We start from the raw sequence: 17,557 nt of genomic DNA, 5'->3' as shown, positions 1-17,557 counted from the left end.
CTAGAACGTGAAGCCCAGCCGCAGGTGCAGCCTGAATTTCTTGGTGGCGACCCCGTAGGCCACGTCGGCCTGCACCGGCCCGACAGGGCTGCGCCAGCGCGCGCCCACGCCCACGCCGACCTTGGTCTTCAGGTCGCCGGGCCGGTCGGCCACCGAGCCGGCATCGACGAACACGACGCTCTCCCAGTCCGTCGGCTTGCCCTGGTAGACGAAGGGCCGCTGGTACTCGGCGCTGAGCACGGTGAGGTAGCGGCCGGCGATGATCTGGCCGTCGGCGCGCTCGGTGCCGATCTGGCGGTAGCCGTAGCCGCGTACGGTGGTGTCGCCGCCGGTCAGGTACATCAGGGTGGACGGGATCTGGGCGCGGTCCTTCGCGATGACCGCACCGGCTTCGGCACGGAACTGCAGGCGTCCGCGGCGTGCCTCGGTCGCCTGGTCGCCTTCTTCGGTGCGTCCCAGGGGCACGATGCCGAGCCAGCGGCCGTACAGGCGCGTGAAGGGCAGGCGCTCGCCCGTCAGCGTGTAGCCGACGCCGACCTCCAACGCCAGGCCATGGCCGCGCGTGGGCTGGCCCGCGTTGTCGAAGTAGCGCCCAGTCCAGCCCCAGTTGGCCGATATCGCCGACGCCGAGGGCGGCGCGTCGATGCCGCGGTTCTGCGCGTAGTCGTATTGCAGGAAGTAGCTGTAGTCGATGTGATCGCTCGATTTGCCCAGCCCGCCGCGCAGCCGCCCCGAGTCGACCTTGTAGCTGCCGGATGTCTCGCTCTTGAGCTGGCCGGAGCTGAACCAGCGCCAGCCCCGGTCGTCGGGAATGTCGTTCCACTCGGTGCCGAGCGATTGCGTTTCACGGTCGATCGACAGCTTGGACACCGCTCGCCAGCCCAGCAGCGGCATCTTGTTGTGAATGTGGTCCACCGAGACACGCGCGCCGCTGTCGGTGGTGAAGCCGGCACCGAGCACGATCTTCTGCAGCGGCGCCTCGCGCACCTGGGCGATGACGGGCGCCCACAGCGGGTTGGTGCCGTCGGTGTCGAGCGTGAGGAACACCGAGTCGTAATAGCCGCTGCTCGCCAGGCGCTGCTGCGCGTCGAGCAGCTTCTGCTGGTCGTAGTCGCTGCCCGTGGGCAGGCGTGCGATGCGGCGCGCGCCGTCGGCCTCGTAGCGCTCGCTGCCGCGCACTTCGAGCGGCCCGAAGCGGTAGGCCGGGCCCGACTCGTAACGCACGCTGAGCCCGGCCTGGGCGCGGTCGGCATCGATGTCGGCGCGGCTGAAGGCCACGCTGCCGGTGGGAAAGCGCCGCGCCGTCAGGCTGCGCAGCGCGGCCGACTTGGCACCGTCCCAGCCGTTCTGGGTGAAAACCTGGCCCGTGCGCAGCGGCCAGTCGCGCCGGATGGCCTCGCGCTGCGACGCGGCCGCGGCGTCGCTGGCGATGGGGCCGCTGAACTCGATGTCCACGGCGCGGATGCGCGTGGGCTCGCCGGGCTCGACCGTGATGCGGACCTCTCGCGGTGCCTTGGCGGTCGGCGTTTCCTGTAGTTCGAGCGTGAGCGAGGGCGTGAAATAGCCGAGCGTGCCTAGCAGTTCACGCGCGTTCGATTCGGCCGCCACCATGAGGCGCGACAGCTCGGCTGCGCCCAGGTCGTCGAGCTGGCGGTAGCGCTGGATCTCGAGGTTGCGCTCCAGATACTCGCGCACCGAATCGGGCGCACGCACGTCCACCGTGAAGGCATCGCGCTGCCCCGACATCCGCTCGCCCGCCACGGGCTGCGCGCCTTCTTGTTGCGTCGGCTCGCTCTTCGGCAGCAGGCTGCAACCTTGCAACAGAAGGAGGCCTGCACAAAGAAACGCCGGCATCCAAGCCGGCGAGAGCCAACGGAGCACCCTGAGCATGCGGTCATTCTGACAGCACGCTCGGCACGGCCCCGTAGGCGGGGGCCGCGCAGCCGGGGCGGGTTACGCGCGGCCGGTGACCTTGCGCGCCAGCAGCCAGACGGCGGGCGGCGTCATCATGCGGGCGAAGGCCTTGACGCGATCGACCTTGTGCGTCTTCATGAAGACCGAGGCCGATTCGTCGCCGTGCTGCTTGCCGGCCAGCGGGCTGGTGTAGTAGTAGGCGGCCACCGAGCGGCGCGGGCGGCCGTCGGGCGCCTGCAGCGGCTTGGTGTGGCCGTGGTAGCTCACCGGGCCGTGCGGCAGCAGGATGGTGCGGCCGAACTCGGGCTGCACGGTGGTCACGCAGCGGTTGTGCTTCTTGTCCCAGAGCTCCAGGCCCGAGCCCCAGTCCGGGTGCCAGCCCTTGTTGAGGTAGGTGATGAAGACCATCTCGTTCTTCAGGCCCAGGTGGCGGTGGCGATTGAAGTCGCGGTGCACCGCGAAAGTGGCGCCGGTGCGGCTTTCATGCAGGCCGCCGCCGAAGAGCTTGGGATCGGACAGCAGGTAGGGCACGCCCGTCAGCGACGACAGCCAGTCGATGAACCAGCCGGAATGGATGATGTCGAAATACAGCTGCGTGGCCGGGCCGAGCGTGGGCCCCAGCACCGAGCGGCGGGTCGATTCGTAACGGCTCTTCACGTCCGTCCAGTTGTCCGACTGGGCTTCGAATTCTTCCAGCACCAGCTCCAGCAGGGCCGGATTGAAGATGTTCTCGAGCACCAGGTGCGGGAAGGGCGCGCCGGCCATCAGCTGGTCGCGCAACTGCTCGCGACGCTCGGGCGTGAAGAGTGAGCGGTCGACCAGCTCGGCGCGCGGCAGGCGCACGCCCCGGATGCTTACGAAATCAGCATGCAGCTGAAAGAGCGTTGCCGGCTCCGAAGGCGGTAGCGGCTGCTCGAGAACCGGTGTTTCGAGCGGAAGGGACAGTACGGCGGACATGAGCAAACACCTCCAGCGGATCCGCGTCGTCGACGCGACTTAAATGAATCCTTAGGTGTTAAATGTAACCCTCAGTCTGTGACTTGTGACAACTTTTTTCGCACATGTTGCGCTTTGGCAGCTTCCAGATGGCCTATGCCTTCCGTCTGGAACGCGCTATTTGGAGAGCAAACGCATGGATTCCTCGAGCCCCTTGAGGGTCAGCGGATACATGCGGTGCGATACGAGTTGTTGCATCACTGCGATGCTTTGCCGGTACTGCCACACGCCCTGGGGTTCGGGGTTGATCCAGGCGAATTTCGGGAAGGCGTGGGTCAGGCGCTGGATCCATTCGGCGCCGGCTTCCTCGTTGTTGTATTCGACGCTGCCGCCGGGCTGCAGGATCTCGTAGGGGCTCATGGTCGCGTCGCCCACGAAGATCAGCTTGTAGTCCTTGTTGTACTTGCGAATGATGTCCAGCGTGGCGAACTTCTCGGAGAAGCGCCGCCGGTTGTTCTTCCACATGAAGTCGTAGACGCAGTTGTGGAAGTAATAGAACTCGAGGTGCTTGAACTCGGTCTTCACGGCCGAGAACAGTTCCTCGACGCGCTGCACGTGCTCGTCCATCGTGCCGCCCACGTCCATCAGCAACAGCACCTTGACGTTGTTGTGGCGCTCCGGGCGCATCTTGATGTCGAGGTAGCCGGCATTGGCCGCGGTCTTGTGGATGGTCTCGTCGAGGTCGAGTTCGTCCTCGTGGCCTTCACGCGCGAACTTGCGCAGCTTGCGCAGCGCCATCTTGATGTTGCGGGTGCCCAGCTCCTGGCTGTCGTCGTAGTCCTTGTAGGCACGCTGGTCCCACACCTTCACGGCGCTCTTGTTCTTGCCGGCGCCGCCGATGCGGATGCCCTGCGGGTTGTAGCCGCCGTGGCCGAAGGGCGAGGTGCCGCCCGTGCCGATCCATTTGCTGCCGCCCTCGTGGCGCTCCTTCTGTTCCTCGAAGCGCTTCTTGAGCGTTTCCATGAGCTCGTCCCAGCCCATCTTCTCGATCTTGGCTTTCTCCTCGGCCGTGAACTCGCGTTCGAGCGTCTTGCGCAGCCAGTCGAGCGGCACTTCCTTGGTGAAGTCGGTCACCAGCTCTACGCCCTTGAAGTAGGCGGCGAAGGCGCGGTCGAACTTGTCGTAGTGCTTCTCGTCCTTCACCAGCGCGGTGCGCGAGAGGTAGTAGAAGTCGTCGAGGCCGTAGGCGCCGTCGGAGTTCGGGCCCACCACGTCGGCCTGCAGCGCTTCGAGCAGGCTCAGGTATTCCTTGACCGACACCGGCAGCTTGGCCGAGCGCAGCGTGTAGAAGAAGTCGATCAGCATGGCGAATCACTCCTCGCCGCGCGCGGGACGCGGCTTGTCGAGCAGGTAGAGCAGTTGCGCCCGCACCTCGGGCCACTCGCCCGAGCGCAGGCTGTACATCACGGTGTCGCGGATGGTGCCGTCGCGGCGCATCGCGTGGCCGCGGATCACGCCGTCCTTGCGCGCGCCCAGGCGCTCGATGGCGCGCTGCGACGCGTGGTTGAAGTTGTCGGTGCGCCAGCCCACCACGTGGCAGCCCAGCGTGTCGAAGGCGTGCGTCATCATGAGCAGCTTGCAGGTGGTGTTGACGTGCGTGCGCTGGCAGCGCCTGGCGTACCACGTGTAGCCGATCTCCACGCGCTTCACCGCGGGCAGGATGTCGTGGAAGCTGGTGGAGCCCAGCACCGTGCCGCTGGCCTCGTCGGTGACGGCGAAGGCGAAGCGGTGGCCGGCCTCGCGGCCTGCCAAAGCGGTCTCGATGTAGGCGCGAGTGTCCTGGGGCTCGGGCACCGAGGTGATGCGCAGCTTCCACAACTCGCCGTCGGCCGCGGCGGCACGCAGCCCTTCTTCGTGATCCAGCCCCAGGGGCACCAGCGCGATGCCGCGCGACCTCAGCGTGACGGGCTCGACGAACGCCATCTTCTCAACTCCTCGGTGAACCGTACTTGCGCGTGAACCAGACCCGCGCGAGCTGTGCGCCGGCGCCGCCGCCCAGGCCGATCAGCAGGATGCCGACGATGGTGCCGTTGCCGTAGCCGGGCCCGAACGCATCGAGGCCGAACAACAGCCCGAGCCAGCGGCCGAGCAGCGCGCCCGCGAGGAACAGCACCGCCTGCGCCACGCCCAGCAGCAGCAACTGTCGGGTGGTGGGGCGGCCCTCGTTCATCGGTTGTGGCGCTGCATGAAGACGAGCTTCTCGAACAGCGTCACGTCCTGTTCGTTCTTGAGCAGCGCGCCCACCAGCGGCGGCACCGCGACCTTGTCGTCCTTGCTTTGCAGCGCTTCGAGCGGAATGTCTTCAGCCACCAGCAGCTTGAGCCAGTCGAGCAGTTCGGAGGTCGACGGCTTCTTCTTCAACCCGGGCAGGTTGCGCACGTCGTAGAAGGTCTTCATCGCCGAAGCCAGCAGGTCTTGCTTGAGCTTGGGGAAGTGCACCGCCACGATGCTCTTCATGGTCTCGGCGTCGGGGAACTTGATGTAGTGGAAGAAGCAACGGCGCAGGAAGGCGTCGGGCAGCTCCTTCTCGTTGTTCGAGGTGATGAAGACCACCGGACGATGCTTGGCCTGCACCAGCTCGCGCGTCTCGTAGCAGTAGAACTCCATGCGGTCGAGTTCGCGCAGCAGGTCGTTCGGGAATTCGATGTCGGCCTTGTCGATCTCGTCGATCAGCAGCGCCACCGGCTGTTCGGCCGTGAAGGCCTGCCACAGCACGCCCTTCACGATGTAGTTGTGGATGTCCTTCACCCGCTCGTCGCCCAGCTGCGAATCGCGCAGGCGGCTCACCGCGTCGTACTCGTAGAGGCCTTGCTGGGCCTTGGTGGTGGACTTGATGTGCCACTGCAGCAGCGGCAGCTGCAGCGAGCTCGCCACTTCCTCGGCCAGCATCGTCTTGCCGGTGCCCGGCTCGCCCTTGACCAGCAGTGGGCGCTTGAGCGTGATCGCCGCGTTGACCGCGAGCATCAGATCCTGTGTGGCGACGTAATTGTCGGAGCCCTTGAATTTCATGGATGGCGCGTGGAAGAGAAGGGTGGATGTGAAGACGCAACACTTCAATCATCTGCGTTGCGCGATGCCTGGTGCTTCGCGGCCGGGACCGCCAAGGGCCCTGCATATAATCAAATGTTGACTTGAAGAAACCAGTTCTCCACGAGATTGTGCGCGCAAAATGAACAAGTTGTTGTCCACGGTGTTTGCCCTCGCTGTCGCTTGCGTGACGGTCTCGGCCCAGGCCCAGAAGATCACGGGCAGTGTCGAAAATGGCTCGAAGAAGGTGGCGATGTGCGTGGGTTGCCACGGCATCATCGGCTACCAGGCCAGCTTCCCCGAGGTCCACAAGGTGCCGATGATCGCGGGCCAGAGCGCCACGTACATCACCTCGGCCCTCTCGGCGTACAAGGGCGGCGACCGCAAGCATCCCACCATGCGAGCCATTGCCGACTCGCTGACCGAGCAGGACATCGCCGACCTCGCCGCCTACTACAGCCAGCTCGGTGTGCAGGAAGGCGATGCACCCCCCGCCACCGCCGCCCGCCAGCCCAGCGAGCGCGTGCAGGCCCTGATCTCCCGCGACAAGGACAACGCCTGCACCAAGTGCCATGGCGCCAACTTCAACACGCCGAACGACGGCACCGTGCCCAAGCTGGCCGGCCAGCACGCCGACTACCTGCTGGTCGCCCTCAAGTCGTACAAGGTCGAGAAGAACCTCACCATCGGCCGCTCCAACGGCGTGATGAGCGGACAGGCCAAGAAGTTCAGCAATGCCGAGCTCAAGGATCTGGCCAGCTACATCAGCTCGCTGCCCGGTGAACTCAAGACGGTGCCGGAATCGCGCATCCACCACGCCAAGTAAGAACGGTTTCCCCAACGAAAAAGCCCGCTGCGACCGCAGCGGGCTTTTTTCATTGGGGTCGCGTCGTGCGAGCGCCGTGCCTCAGACGTCGAAGAACACCGTCTCGTTCGGGCCCTGCATGTGGATGTCGAAGCGGTAAGTCACCTGCCCACCCGTCTCGATGCGCTCCGCGATCAGCGTCTGCCGCCGCGCGGCCGGCACGCTGGCCAGCACCTTGTCGTCCGCGTTCGCCTTGGCCTCGTCGCTGAAGTAGAGCCGGGTGAAGGCGTGCAGCAGCATGCCGCGCATCAGCACGATCACGTTGACGTGCGGTGCCTCGCCGGCAGACTCGGCGCCGGGCTTGACCGTGTGGAACACGAAGCGGTTCTGCGCATCGGTGCCGGTGCCTGCGCGTCCGAAGGCGCGGAAGCCGATGGCCTGCGCGTCTTCCACCGATCGGGGATAGGCGCCTGTGCCGTCGGGCTGGCTGATCTCGACCAGCGCGTCGTTGATCGGCTTGCCGTCGCCGTCGATCACGCGGCCTTCGATACGGATGCGCTCGCCGCGTGCGTCGTCCAGCGCCACCACTGCGTCGAAGGGTTGGTCGAAGTCATAGCCGTACTGGGTGGCCGTCAGGCCGTAGGCGAAGTAGGGGCCGACCGTTTGCGAAGGGGTCTGGCCGAAGTTGGTTTCGAGTGCGCTCATCATGATTTCATTTCCTTTTGCGTTGCGCTGCCGTGCGCTTCAGAACTGCAATGCCAGCCGCCATGCGTGCCAGGCGGGGGACACCGCGGAACCGGCTTTGCCGGGCCGCTGGTGTCGCCCCCGGCGAGGGGGTTGGCGGACCACACGAAGTGGGGGAGCCTGGGGGAGAACTTGGTTCAGCGGTTTTCGAAGGGCGTTTCGTCCGCGCCGCGCAGCACGATGTCGAACACGTAGCCCAGCGCGTAGTTCTCTTCCGTCACGTCGAGGCTGAAGTCGGCGATCAGCCGGTTGCGCACGTGCTCCGGCGTGCCGGTGAACATCGGGTCGTACTGATGCAGCGGGTCGCCCGGAAAGTACATCTGCGTCACCAGCCGGCTGGCGAAGTGCTCGCCGAACAGCGACAGGTGGATGTGCTGCGGGCGCCACGCGTTCGGATGGTTGCCCCATGGGTAGGCGCCCGGCTTGATCGTGAGGAAGCGGTAGCGGCCCTCGTCGTCGGTCATGCAGCGGCCGGCGCCGAGGAAGTTGGGGTCCAGCGGCGCGTCGTGCTGGTCGACCTTGTGCACGTAGCGGCCGCAGGCGTTGGCCTGCCACAGCTCGACCAGCGTGTTGCGCACCGGGCGGCGGCGATCGTCGAGCACCTGCCCGGTGAGGATCATGCGTTCGCCCAGCGGCTCGCCATTGCGGCGCGCGTTGCGGGTCAGGTCGTGGTCCAGCTCGCCGATGCTGCTGTGGCCGTACACCGGCTGGCGGATCTCGCCCAGCGACGCCTTCAGCGGAATCAGCGCCTGCGTCGGCCCGCGCTTGGCGGTCGACCTGTAACCCGGGTAGATGTACGAGGGATGGCTGGGCCAGTCGCGCGGCGTCAGCGTGGGCAGGGCGCCCGTCGGCGAGGTGGAAGAGCTCATGAACTTGTCTCCGTGTTCGTAGGGGATGCCTCGAACTGTATTCATGCGCATTGCTGATGTAAATTGACGTTTTTGTGTTTTTTCATAAGCAGCGGTAATTGAGGGGAGTTCACGTGGCCGCCAGATCCGAAGCCTTTCTGCGAGGCGTGCAGCTGCGGCACCTGCGATGCCTGGTGGCCGTGGCGCAGGAGCGCCACCTGGCCCGGGCGGCCGAGCGCCTGGCACTGAGCCAGCCGGCCGTGTCCAAGACCCTGGCCGAACTCGAAACGCTCGCCGGGGCGCGGCTGGTGGATCGCGGCAGTGCGGGCCGCCGCGGCATCCAGGGCTTCACCGTGGCGGGCGAACAGCTGCTGGCGCACGCGCTCCGCGTGCTCGAAGCGCTGGACGCAGGCGCCGAAGACCTGATGCCGGCATCGGGCGCGCGGCTGCAGCGCCTGCGCATCGGCGCGCTGCCCAGCGTGGCGCCCTCGCTGCTGCCGCCGGCCCTGGCCGCCCTGCGCGAACGCCTGCCCGAGTTGCAGGTGCAGGTCCACACAGGCGCCAACGCGTTCCTGCTCGATGCCCTGCGTGCCGGCGAGCTCGACCTGGTCGCCGGCCGCATGAGCGATCCGCAGCTGATGGCCGGCCTCACCTTCGAGCTGCTCTACACCGAACCGCTGGCGCTGGTCGCGCGGGCCGGCCATGCGCTGTCGAAGGCGGCGCCCTCGGTGCAGGACGTGCTTCGCCACCCCATGGTGGTCTACGGCGAGGGCACGATCCCGCGCCACCACACCGAGAGCTTTCTGTCGGGACTGGGCCTGCGCCTGCCGGCCCACACGACGCAGACCCTCGACCTGTCGGTGGCCCGCGCGCTCGTCGTGCGTTCGGATGCGGTGTGGTTCACCCCTATCGGCGCGGCACACGACGACCTGGCGAGCGGCCTGCTGACCCGGCTCGCGGTCGACACCACCGGCACGGAGGAGCCGGTGGGACTGCTCCTGCGCAGCGATGCCGAGCCGTCGCCCGCGCGCCAAGCCCTGATCAGCCTGCTGCGCGACAACAGCGTCGGTCGCGGCGCCGATCAGTCCCGCGTGGCGCGCCGCTGAACGCAGGCCACGTAGGCATCGCCATCGGGCGGGCGCCCCGCGCGCTGGCTTTCCCACATCATCTGCCCCAGGCATTCCATCGCCTCGTGGTGCGCATCGAGCAGTGAATCGCGGCGCGCCGCCAGCAGCTCGACCGCCTGGCGGATACCGCGCGGCTGGTCGATGGAGCATTGTTCGCTCACCGACAGGTGCATCGACAGATGCAGGAACGGGTTCTCGCGCCCGTCCTTGCCGTCGTACACACGCGCCACCGCGGCATCGGCATCGGCCAGTTCGGCATGGTATTCGGGGTGCTCGTCGATCCAGCGGCTGGCGATGATCTCCAGCGCCTCCATCGGCGCGCCACTGCGGCTCTTGGCGTAGACGTCGCAGAAGAAGCGGCGCACCTCTTCTTGAGTGGGATTGAACATGGGGGGCGAGGTTAGCACCGCCCCCAAGGGCGCACGGCGCGTGCGGCCGCTACATTTGCGCCCCATGGACCGACTTGAAAACATCGAGACATTCGTCCGGGTCGCGCAGACGCAGAGCTTCGCCGAGGCGGCGCGGCAGATGCGGGTGGCCAAGTCGGTCGTCACCACGCGCGTCAAGCAGCTCGAAGAGCACGTGGGCGCGCCGCTCTTCCACCGCAGCACGCGCGTGGTGCGGCTCAGCGACGTGGGCCAGGCCTTCCTGCGCGATTGCACCGAGCTCGTGGGCCGCGCGCACGACGTGATGGACCAGATGCGCGGCGCCCGTGCCGGCCCCACCGGCACGCTGCGCGTCCACGCGCTCACCGGCTTCGTGCTGGGCCACTTGGCCTCGGTGTTGCGCGCTTTCCAGTCGAGCTACCCCGACATCCACCTGGAGCTGATCGTGAGCGACGCGGTGGTCGATCCGGTCAAGGCCGGCGTCGACTGCGCCCTGCAGATATTTCCAGCCGCCTCGACCGAGCTGGTGTCGCGCCCGCTCTTCCCGGTGCGGCGCGTGTTCTGCGCCACGCCCGAATACCTGCGCGCCAACGGCACGCCGCAGAGCCCGCGCGACCTGCACAAGCATCGCCTGGGCCTCTACTCGGGCTACCCGAGCCGCGACCGCTGGACCTTTCATCACGCGGGCGAGCAGATCACGCTCTACATGACCGCGGCGCTCCTGACCAACAGCGTGCACCTGCTGCGCGAATACGCGCTGGAGCATGCCGGCATCGTCTGCCTGCCGACCCTGGTGGCGGGCGACGCGATCCTGCGCGGCGAACTGCAAGTGGTGCTGGCCGAGCACCAGCTGTCGTCGTTCTCGCTCAGTGCGGTGTATGCGGGCACCTCGCGCAATGCCTTCAAGCTCAAGCTCTTCATCGAGCACATCACGGCGGCCTTCACGCGCGTGGCGCCGTGGGACGCGGCCATGGTCGAGCGCGGGCTGCTGCCTTCGGCGCTCATCGCGGATGCCTGAGAGGCCATCCTCATGAACAAGCAGCCGCCGCGCGCCGACACGCTCCGCTTCGAGGGCCGCGCACTGCTCGAAACCGCGTTGTCGCCCGACGGCGACGTGCGCGTCGAGATGCATCGCACCGACGACGAACGCTCCGGAACGTGGCTCACGGTCCAGCTCATCGAGGTGGCGAGCGGCGAGGTGCTGTGAGCGAGGCCAACTACCGCGCCCCCACCGCATTGCGCTTCCCGCGCGCGGGCGTCGTCGGTATCGCGCTGACCGATCGCACCGGCGAGCTGCGCCGGTTCGAAGTCGAGGCCGCGACGCGCCGCTTCCGCATGTATCGCGAAGAGTTGTGGGAGCCGCTCGCGCAGCTGCCCGCGAAGCTCGGCCACGTCGAACCGCGCCCCTACGTCTCGCCGCCTGCGCCGCGCCCGGCCATGGCCCGCGCCTTCGACCTGCTCTGCGCGCTGGCCAGCCTCGTCTTCGTGCTCGGTGGTGCGTGGATGGCATTGGACGGCAACACCGCCAAGGACCGATGGACCGGCGTCGCCGGCGTGCTGTTCTTCGGCATGTGCTTCTTCTCGTTTTTCTCCGACTGGCGCGGCCGCAAGCCCTGACCCGCCTCAGGGTCGATCCCGGGAAAACCCTGCCGATTGACCGGAACGGCCGAACAATGCGGCCCGCATTTGAGGCCTACCCGAGGCGGCCCGCTGTTCCTAGAGTTCACCCCATCGCAGCACCGCTGCATCGATGACCCCAGGAGACAAGCCCATGACCGCCGTCGCATACCAGACCCGCTTCGGGTCGCTCAAGAACTTCGAGAAGGGCCACGTCGAGCCGATCGACGACGACGTGAAGCACTACGCCTTCTCGAACTGCTTCGACATCGCGAGCCGCAGCAAGCCGTACGAGAAGGTCGTGTTCGGCCAGAACCAGATCTACGTGCTCGAAGCGCTGCGCGCCGAGGGCACCTCTCCCTGGTACACCTGCGCCCACGACGAGTTCGCTCTGGTGATGGACGGCGAGGTCGAGGTGCATCTCGTCAAGCTCGACGGCGCACAGGCCGTCGCCGACGAGGACAAGAACGGCGCCGTGCTCGTCCAGGGCGAACCCAAGGGCCAGAAGATGGGCTGGATGAAGCTGACCCGCGGCCACCAGGGCCTGCTGCCGAAGAACACGGCCTACCAGTTCCGAACCCGCGGCGAGCCCGGCGTGATCGTGCTGCAGACCTGCAAGGGCGATCTCTCGATCGAGAAGTGGGCCGACATCTGCCAAACACATTGACCTCCCCCAGGCTGCGCGCACTTCGTGTCGCTCCGCCAACCCCCTCACCGGGGGCAACACCAGCGGCCCGGCAAAGCCGGTTCCGCGGTGTTCCACCGAAAAACCATCTGGCCAACATCGAACATTGGAGTTGAACTATGAACGCCCCCGCAGAACTCGCGAAGGTCATCGCCTCCCAGCCCCACGCCACGCTGGGCTACAAGGACTTCACGCTCGGCAGCTTCGGCTTCCATCGCGACGAATACTTCGCCCACATCACCTGGAAGTCCAAGGACGGCCGGCCGATGAGCCACACCATGGACGTCGGCAACTACCTGCGCGCCCTGATGCGCGACGTGGCCTGGGGCTTCTTCTACGGCTGGGTCAACTTCGACGACGTGGTCGGCACCGTCAACCACTACCAGTCGGTCGACCTCTATGCCGGCAGCTACAACGGCACGATGAAGGAAGCCGGCATCGACCTGCTGGAGAACTTCCCGACCGCGCAGATCCGCGCGACCTTCGAAGCGATGCTCGACGACTGGACCAACGAGAGCTTCGACCCCTTCAGCGCGCCGCAGGAAACCGGCTCGCCCTACGGCCGCAAGAACGGCAACAACACCGCCAAGATCACCCGGGCGCGCGAGCTGGCCACGCGCTGCGTGGGCCTCAAGGACGACCTGCGCCTGCGCAGCGACGACACCGGCGCACCGGTCAACCGCGCTTTCGCCGACGTGCCGCAGGCCCAGCCCGAACTGCACCCCGAGCCCGGCTTCGAGAACGAGGTGCATGCCTTCAACCTCTTCGGCTTCCTGAGCCGCTCGCAGGTGACCTGGAACCCGAGCTTCACCTCGGTTGTCAAGCACAGCTTCATGTGCCCGACCACCGAGGAGCACATCCTGCCGATCATCCACGGCAACGACCGCGTCGAGTGGTTCTTCCAGATGACCGACGAGATCCATTGGGACTGCGGCGACAAGAACACCGGCCGCCCCATGGCCCGCGTGATCATGAAGGCCGGCGACATGGCCGCCATGCCCGCCTACTGCCGCCACCAGGGCTTCAGCCCCAAGCGTTCGATGCTGCTGGTGTGGGAGAACGGCTCGCCGAGCCTGGTGTACGAGATCCAGAAGGGCGAGAGCCCCGAAATCCCAGTGAGTTTCTAACGGGCGATAACGCGCCGCACTTGCGGCGCGTCCTTTTGAGGAGACATCCATGGCAGACCTTATCCGGTCCGATGCCGGCGCAGCCTCGCGCCGACGATTCATGCAGCAAGCGGGCGTGGGCTCCGCCGCCGTCGCCGCGGCCACCCTCGGCCTGTCGACCCACGAAGCCGATGCCGCGACCGCGGGCGGATTCGACGCCACCTACGACGTGGTCGTGGCCGGCAGCGGATGCGGCGGCCTGGCCTCGGCGCTGTTCGCACGCTGGCAGGGCAACAGCGCTGTCATCCTCGAGAAGGCGGGCAGCATCGGCGGCACCACCGCCAAGGCCGCCTTCTGGTACTGGGTGCCGAACAACGAGGCCATGAGGAAGGCCGGCATCTCCGACCCGAAGCCCGACTTCCTGAAGTACGTGGCGCGGCTCTCCAACCCGCAGGGCTACGACCCCAACCACCCGCGCTACGGCTTCAACCAGTGGGAGTACGACATGTGCTCCGCGTTCTACGACAGCGCCTCGCCCGCGGCCGAACTGCTGGCCAACAAGGGCGCGCTTCCGTACCGACACGTCGCCGACGTGCCCGACTACTTCGCCGAGCTGCCCGAGGACAAGGCGCCCAAGGGACGCGTGCTGGTGCCGAAGGACGCGATCCCCAGCATGTCCGACGGCGGCCTGGTCGCGGTGCGCACCCTGTCGACCAAGGCGCGGCAGGAAGGCATCCCGATCCGCACCGGCATGCGCGTCACCAAAATCCTGCAGGACAAGACCGGCCGCGTCATCGGCGTCGAGGCCAAGGACGAACTCGACGCCACCGTGCGCCTGCGGGCCCGCAAGGCCGTGATCTTCGCGACCGGCGGCTTCACCCACAACGTCGAGCTGCGCAAGAACTTCCTCAACGGCCCTATCTATGGCGGCTGCGCCGCGCCCAGCAACGAGGGCGACTTCGTGGGCCTGGCCGGCCCGCTGGGCGCGCAACTGCGCAACATGAACTACGCCTGGACCTGCCCGATCCCGCTCGAAAAAGCGGTAGCGAAAGACGGCTCCATCTCCGGCATGTTCTCGGTGGCCGGCGACTCGATGCTCTTCGTCAACAAGTACGGCCAGCGCAACGTCAACGAGAAGCTGCAATACAACGAGCTGGCCCAGACCTTCTTCGAATGGGACGGCGCCAAGGCCGAGTACCCCAACCTCGTGCGCATCGCCGTCTGGGACCAGCGCTCGCAGCAGCATTCGGCCAGCGCTGAATACGGCCGCCTGATCGTGCCGCCGGGCACCGACGACCGCCACGTGATCAAGGGCGCCACGCTGGCCGAACTGGCGCGCGCCATCGACGAGCGCATGGCGAAGTACGCAGGCGTCACCGGCGGCGCGAGGCTCGGCCCCGACTTCCTGCCCAACCTGCAGGCCGCCATCGCGCGCTTCAACCAGTTCGCGAAGACCGGCAAGGATCTGAACTTCCGCCGCGGCGAACGCGTCGTCGAGCAGCTGTTCAACGGTGACGTGAAGGAAGAGGCCGGCCGAAGCAACCCGACGATGTGGCCCATCGCGGACAGTGGCCCCTACTATGCGGCGCTGGTGGTCGCCGGCACGCTCGACACCAAGGGCGGCCCAAAGACCGACACGAACGGGCGCGTGCTCGACGTCCGCGACCAGCCCATTCCCGGCCTGTACGGCGTGGGCAACTGCGTCGCCTCGGCCTCCGGCCGCGCTTACTGGGCCGGTGGTGCGACGCTGGGACCGATCATCGCCTTCGCCTATCGCGCCGCCAACGCAGTGAACGCCGAAGGCAGGAGCGCGGCATGAGGAGCACGACATTGCTGCCGATGCTTGCGCTCGTCACGGCGCTCGTCGCGAGCCAGGCGCAAGCCCAGGCTCAGGCCCAGTCGGTCGGCCAACGCCTGGCCCAGTCCGCCTGCGCGCAATGCCACAGCTTCGACAAGGGTGCGCCGCATGGCGTCGGCCCCAACCTCTACGGCCTCATCGGCAAGCCGGCCGCGGGCGGTGCGGGCTTCACCTATTCGAAGCAGTACCTCGACGCGATGAAGGGCAAGACCTGGGACCGCGCCCTGCTCGACAAGTGGCTCACCGACACCCAGTCCGTCGCGCCCGGCAGCACGATGGCCTATTTCCAGGACGACCCGAAGAAGCGCGCCGCGCTCATCGAGTACATGCAGTCGCTCAAGTAACCCAACGACCGAGACAGAAGGAGACATGCCATGGCCCTTACCCGCCAAACCATGACCGACGAGCAACGCAAGTCGGTCGCCCTCGAATACCTCAAGGCCTACGACAACGGTGGCGTCACGTCCACCGGCGGCTCCATCCTCGACTTGTTCGCGAGCGATGCGCAGGTCTACTTTCCCAAGTGGGGCCTGGCCAACGGCAAGGACGAGATCGGCAAGCTCTTCGGCGAAGTCGGCAGCCGCGGCAAGGCCATCCGCCACGACTACGCGGGCTTCAACTGGATCTTCACCGGCACCGACCTGTTCGCCTGCGAAGGCACCAGCTACGGCGAGCATGCCGATGGCCCCTGGCGCGCCGGCGTGCCCGAGTGGGGCGCAGGCCGCTGGTGCGATGTGTTCGAGGTGCGCGACTTCCTGATCCAGCGTTGCTTCATCTATCTCGATCCGGATTACGCAAGCAAGGACACCTCGCGTTATCCATGGCTTGCCGGCAAGGCGAGCTGACATCGACATCGACACGAACAGGGAGTGCCTCTCGCCATGAACCTCGCCGACATCCAGCAGGCCGCCGGCCTCAAGTCACCGATCCGCCACCAGCTCTTCATCGACGGCCGCTTCATCGATGCCGAGTCGGGCGAGACGCTGGCCACGCTCAACCCGCATGACAACTCGACCATCGCCGAGGTCGCGCTGGCCGGCAAGGCCGACGTCGACAAGGCCGTGGCCGCGGCGAAGCGCGCCTTGCCGGCGTGGCGCCGCATGGCCGCGGCCGATCGAGGACGCATCCTGCTCAAGCTGGCCGACCTGATCGAGGCCAACGCCGAAGAACTCGCGCGCCTCGAATCGCTGGACACCGGCCACCCCGTGCGCGACTCGCGCCGCCTCGACGTGCCGCGCACGGCGGCCTGCTTCCGCTATTTCGGCGGCATGGCCGACAAGTTCCAGGGCGAGACCATTCCGGTGGAAGAGGGCTTCCTCAACTACACGCTGCGCGAGCCGGTCGGCATCGTGGGCCAGGTGGTGCCGTGGAACTTCCCGCTCATGTTCACCAGCTGGAAGATGGCGCCCGCGCTCGCGGCCGGCAACTGCATCGTGATGAAGCCGGCCGAGATCACGCCATTGAGCTCGCTCAAGATCGTCGAGCTGATGGCCGAGGTCGGCTTGCCCGATGGCGTGGTCAACATGTTGCCCGGCCTCGGCAGCGTGGCGGGGCAGTACATCGCCGAGCATCCCGAGATTGCCAAGATCGCCTTCACCGGCAGCACCGCCACCGGCCGCCGCATCGTCGAAGCCAGTGCCGGCAATCTCAAGAAGGTGCAGCTCGAGCTCGGCGGCAAGGGTCCCAACATCGTCTTCGAAGACGCCAACCTCGCGGCCGCCGTCAACGGCAGTGCCTGGGCCATCTTTCACAACCAGGGCCAGGCCTGCATCGCGGGCTCGCGGCTGATGCTGCACGAGAAGATCGCCGACGCTTTTCTCGACAAGTTCATTCCGCTGGCGAAGTCCATCCGTCTCGGCAACCCGCTCGACGATGCCACGGAGATGGGGCCGCTCACCAGCGCCGTGCATCGCGAGCGCGTGTTGAGCTACGTCGAGGTGGCGCAAGGCGAGGGCGGCGACGTGCTCGCCGGCGGCAAGGGGCCGGGTGGCGATCTGGCCAAGGGCTGCTACGTCGAGCCGACCGTGGTGCGCGCGAAAAGCTTCCGCGACCGCGTCGCGCAGGAAGAAGTGTTCGGGCCCTTCGTCACCGTGCTCACCTTCAAGGACGACGCCGAGGCCATGCAGATCGCCAACGGCACCGACTACGGCCTCGGCAGCGGCCTGTGGACCAACAACCTGCAGCGCGCCCACAAGGTCGCGCGCGACCTGCACGCCGGCATGGTGTGGATCAACAGCTACAAGCGCGTGAACCCCGGCTCGCCCTTCGGCGGCGTGGGGCAAAGCGGCTATGGCCGCGAGATGGGCTTCGACGCGATGCGCGAGTACACGCAGGTCAAGAGCGTGTGGGTCAACGTCGACGCGCAGATCCCGCCGCATTTCCAGCGCTGAACACCAGGGCCACCGTGCGCGACTTCAGCTACACCAGCCAACCCCAGCGCGTGG

General features: G+C 67.0%; 20 protein-coding genes. 11 read left to right on the top strand and 9 right to left on the bottom strand.

Annotated features, from left to right (window positions below; all coding sequences use genetic code 11):
• The 6 genes from B0W80_RS16125 to B0W80_RS16100 form a co-directional block, all read right to left on the bottom strand.
• Positions 1–1,890 carry an autotransporter assembly complex family protein gene (locus tag B0W80_RS16125; RefSeq protein WP_077000176.1) on the bottom strand — a complete coding sequence of 630 codons (1,890 nt, stop codon included), beginning with the start codon at positions 1,888–1,890 and terminating at the stop codon, positions 1–3.
• A 63-nt stretch (positions 1,891–1,953) separates the two neighbouring features.
• Entirely contained in the window at positions 1,954–2,757 is an 804-nt protein-coding gene (locus B0W80_RS16120; protein WP_218668911.1) for a 2OG-Fe(II) oxygenase, read from the bottom strand.
• Between the two features lie 270 nt (positions 2,758–3,027).
• Entirely contained in the window at positions 3,028–4,215 is a 1,188-nt protein-coding gene (locus B0W80_RS16115; protein WP_077000174.1) for a VWA domain-containing protein, read from the bottom strand.
• 6 nt (positions 4,216–4,221) lie between these two features.
• Positions 4,222–4,833, bottom strand: a complete 612-nt coding sequence (locus B0W80_RS16110) for a GNAT family N-acetyltransferase (RefSeq protein ID WP_077000173.1) — start codon at positions 4,831–4,833, stop codon at positions 4,222–4,224.
• 4 nt (positions 4,834–4,837) lie between these two features.
• Entirely contained in the window at positions 4,838–5,080 is a 243-nt protein-coding gene (locus tag B0W80_RS16105; RefSeq protein ID WP_077000172.1) for a hypothetical protein, read from the bottom strand.
• Positions 5,077–5,919 (bottom strand): MoxR family ATPase, encoded by an 843-nt coding sequence (locus B0W80_RS16100; RefSeq protein ID WP_077000171.1) that lies wholly within the window; start codon positions 5,917–5,919, stop codon positions 5,077–5,079. The genes B0W80_RS16105 and B0W80_RS16100 overlap by 4 nt, the downstream gene beginning before the upstream one ends.
• Positions 5,920–6,079: 160 nt before the next feature.
• Here B0W80_RS16100 and B0W80_RS16095 point away from each other — a divergent pair, with 160 nt between their 5' ends.
• Entirely contained in the window at positions 6,080–6,763 is a 684-nt protein-coding gene (locus B0W80_RS16095) for a cytochrome c (protein ID WP_077000170.1), read from the top strand.
• 81 nt (positions 6,764–6,844) lie between these two features.
• On the opposite strand, the gene pcaG is transcribed toward B0W80_RS16095, so the two are convergent.
• Both pcaG and pcaH read right to left on the bottom strand, forming a co-directional pair.
• Positions 6,845–7,447: a protocatechuate 3,4-dioxygenase subunit alpha gene (pcaG, locus tag B0W80_RS16090; RefSeq protein WP_218668910.1), complete on the bottom strand. Its 603-nt coding sequence runs from the start codon at positions 7,445–7,447 to the stop codon at positions 6,845–6,847.
• Positions 7,448–7,623: 176 nt separating this feature from the next.
• On the bottom strand, positions 7,624–8,355 hold the full coding sequence (pcaH, locus tag B0W80_RS16085; protein ID WP_077000168.1) for a protocatechuate 3,4-dioxygenase subunit beta: 732 nt from the start codon (positions 8,353–8,355) through the stop codon (positions 7,624–7,626).
• A 113-nt stretch (positions 8,356–8,468) separates the two neighbouring features.
• On the opposite strand from pcaH, the gene B0W80_RS16080 reads away from it, so the two are divergent.
• Positions 8,469–9,440: a LysR substrate-binding domain-containing protein gene (locus tag B0W80_RS16080; protein WP_256856596.1), complete on the top strand. Its 972-nt coding sequence runs from the start codon at positions 8,469–8,471 to the stop codon at positions 9,438–9,440.
• Here B0W80_RS16080 and B0W80_RS16075 read toward each other — a convergent pair.
• Positions 9,416–9,850: a DUF1841 family protein gene (locus B0W80_RS16075; RefSeq protein WP_077000167.1), complete on the bottom strand. Its 435-nt coding sequence runs from the start codon at positions 9,848–9,850 to the stop codon at positions 9,416–9,418. The two genes, B0W80_RS16080 and B0W80_RS16075, sit on opposite strands and share 25 nt — an antisense overlap.
• 64 nt (positions 9,851–9,914) lie before the next feature.
• Here B0W80_RS16075 and B0W80_RS16070 point away from each other — a divergent pair, with 64 nt between their 5' ends.
• The 9 genes from B0W80_RS16070 (at position 9,915) to B0W80_RS16035 (ending at position 17,503) form a co-directional block, all read left to right on the top strand.
• Positions 9,915–10,865: a LysR family transcriptional regulator gene (locus B0W80_RS16070; RefSeq protein ID WP_077000166.1), complete on the top strand. Its 951-nt coding sequence runs from the start codon at positions 9,915–9,917 to the stop codon at positions 10,863–10,865.
• A gap of 12 nt (positions 10,866–10,877) precedes the next feature.
• Positions 10,878–11,054, top strand: a complete 177-nt coding sequence (locus tag B0W80_RS35505; protein WP_179106943.1) for a hypothetical protein — start codon at positions 10,878–10,880, stop codon at positions 11,052–11,054.
• Positions 11,051–11,464, top strand: coding sequence for a hypothetical protein (locus tag B0W80_RS16065; RefSeq protein ID WP_077000165.1), 414 nt, complete (start codon positions 11,051–11,053; stop codon positions 11,462–11,464). Before B0W80_RS35505 ends, B0W80_RS16065 begins: the two co-directional genes overlap by 4 nt.
• 154 nt (positions 11,465–11,618) lie before the next feature.
• On the top strand, positions 11,619–12,131 hold the full coding sequence (locus B0W80_RS16060; RefSeq protein WP_077000164.1) for a hydroxyquinol 1,2-dioxygenase: 513 nt from the start codon (positions 11,619–11,621) through the stop codon (positions 12,129–12,131).
• 137 nt (positions 12,132–12,268) lie between these two features.
• Positions 12,269–13,276 carry a hydroxyquinol 1,2-dioxygenase gene (locus tag B0W80_RS16055; RefSeq protein WP_077000163.1) on the top strand — a complete coding sequence of 336 codons (1,008 nt, stop codon included), beginning with the start codon at positions 12,269–12,271 and terminating at the stop codon, positions 13,274–13,276.
• Positions 13,277–13,325: 49 nt separating this feature from the next.
• Positions 13,326–15,074: an FAD-dependent oxidoreductase gene (locus B0W80_RS16050; RefSeq protein ID WP_083745439.1), complete on the top strand. Its 1,749-nt coding sequence runs from the start codon at positions 13,326–13,328 to the stop codon at positions 15,072–15,074.
• Positions 15,071–15,457: a cytochrome c family protein gene (locus B0W80_RS16045; protein WP_083745438.1), complete on the top strand. Its 387-nt coding sequence runs from the start codon at positions 15,071–15,073 to the stop codon at positions 15,455–15,457. The genes B0W80_RS16050 and B0W80_RS16045 overlap by 4 nt, the downstream gene beginning before the upstream one ends.
• 30 nt (positions 15,458–15,487) lie before the next feature.
• Entirely contained in the window at positions 15,488–15,958 is a 471-nt protein-coding gene (locus B0W80_RS16040) for a nuclear transport factor 2 family protein (RefSeq protein ID WP_077000162.1), read from the top strand.
• An 81-nt stretch (positions 15,959–16,039) separates the two neighbouring features.
• Positions 16,040–17,503: an aldehyde dehydrogenase family protein gene (locus tag B0W80_RS16035; protein ID WP_077000226.1), complete on the top strand. Its 1,464-nt coding sequence runs from the start codon at positions 16,040–16,042 to the stop codon at positions 17,501–17,503.
• Positions 17,504–17,557 lie beyond the last annotated feature (54 nt).

The sequence above is a fragment of the Variovorax sp. KK3 genome, from assembly GCF_001984055.1.
Classification (GTDB): Bacteria; Pseudomonadota; Gammaproteobacteria; order Burkholderiales; family Burkholderiaceae_C; genus Variovorax.
This window is presented reverse-complemented; position numbering and strand designations above follow the sequence as displayed.

Bases quoted from the DNA above. Each gene is read 5' to 3' on its own strand.
- B0W80_RS16040 (WP_077000162.1), top strand. From the start codon at position 15,488: ATGGCCCTTACCCGCCAAACCATGACCGACGAGCAACGCAAGTCGGTC.
- B0W80_RS16075 (WP_077000167.1), bottom strand. From the start codon at position 9,850: ATGTTCAATCCCACTCAAGAAGAGGTGCGCCGCTTCTTCTGCGACGTC.
- B0W80_RS16070 (WP_077000166.1), top strand. From the start codon at position 9,915: ATGGACCGACTTGAAAACATCGAGACATTCGTCCGGGTCGCGCAGACG.
- B0W80_RS16125 (WP_077000176.1), bottom strand. From the start codon at position 1,890: ATGCTCAGGGTGCTCCGTTGGCTCTCGCCGGCTTGGATGCCGGCGTTT.
- B0W80_RS16050 (WP_083745439.1), top strand. From the start codon at position 13,326: ATGGCAGACCTTATCCGGTCCGATGCCGGCGCAGCCTCGCGCCGACGA.
- B0W80_RS35505 (WP_179106943.1), top strand. From the start codon at position 10,878: ATGAACAAGCAGCCGCCGCGCGCCGACACGCTCCGCTTCGAGGGCCGC.
- pcaH (WP_077000168.1), bottom strand. From the start codon at position 8,355: ATGAGCTCTTCCACCTCGCCGACGGGCGCCCTGCCCACGCTGACGCCG.
- B0W80_RS16115 (WP_077000174.1), bottom strand. From the start codon at position 4,215: ATGCTGATCGACTTCTTCTACACGCTGCGCTCGGCCAAGCTGCCGGTG.
- B0W80_RS16100 (WP_077000171.1), bottom strand. From the start codon at position 5,919: ATGAAATTCAAGGGCTCCGACAATTACGTCGCCACACAGGATCTGATG.
- B0W80_RS16105 (WP_077000172.1), bottom strand. From the start codon at position 5,080: ATGAACGAGGGCCGCCCCACCACCCGACAGTTGCTGCTGCTGGGCGTG.
- B0W80_RS16060 (WP_077000164.1), top strand. From the start codon at position 11,619: ATGACCGCCGTCGCATACCAGACCCGCTTCGGGTCGCTCAAGAACTTC.
- B0W80_RS16095 (WP_077000170.1), top strand. From the start codon at position 6,080: ATGAACAAGTTGTTGTCCACGGTGTTTGCCCTCGCTGTCGCTTGCGTG.
- B0W80_RS16045 (WP_083745438.1), top strand. From the start codon at position 15,071: ATGAGGAGCACGACATTGCTGCCGATGCTTGCGCTCGTCACGGCGCTC.
- B0W80_RS16055 (WP_077000163.1), top strand. From the start codon at position 12,269: ATGAACGCCCCCGCAGAACTCGCGAAGGTCATCGCCTCCCAGCCCCAC.
- B0W80_RS16110 (WP_077000173.1), bottom strand. From the start codon at position 4,833: ATGGCGTTCGTCGAGCCCGTCACGCTGAGGTCGCGCGGCATCGCGCTG.
- pcaG (WP_218668910.1), bottom strand. From the start codon at position 7,447: ATGAGCGCACTCGAAACCAACTTCGGCCAGACCCCTTCGCAAACGGTC.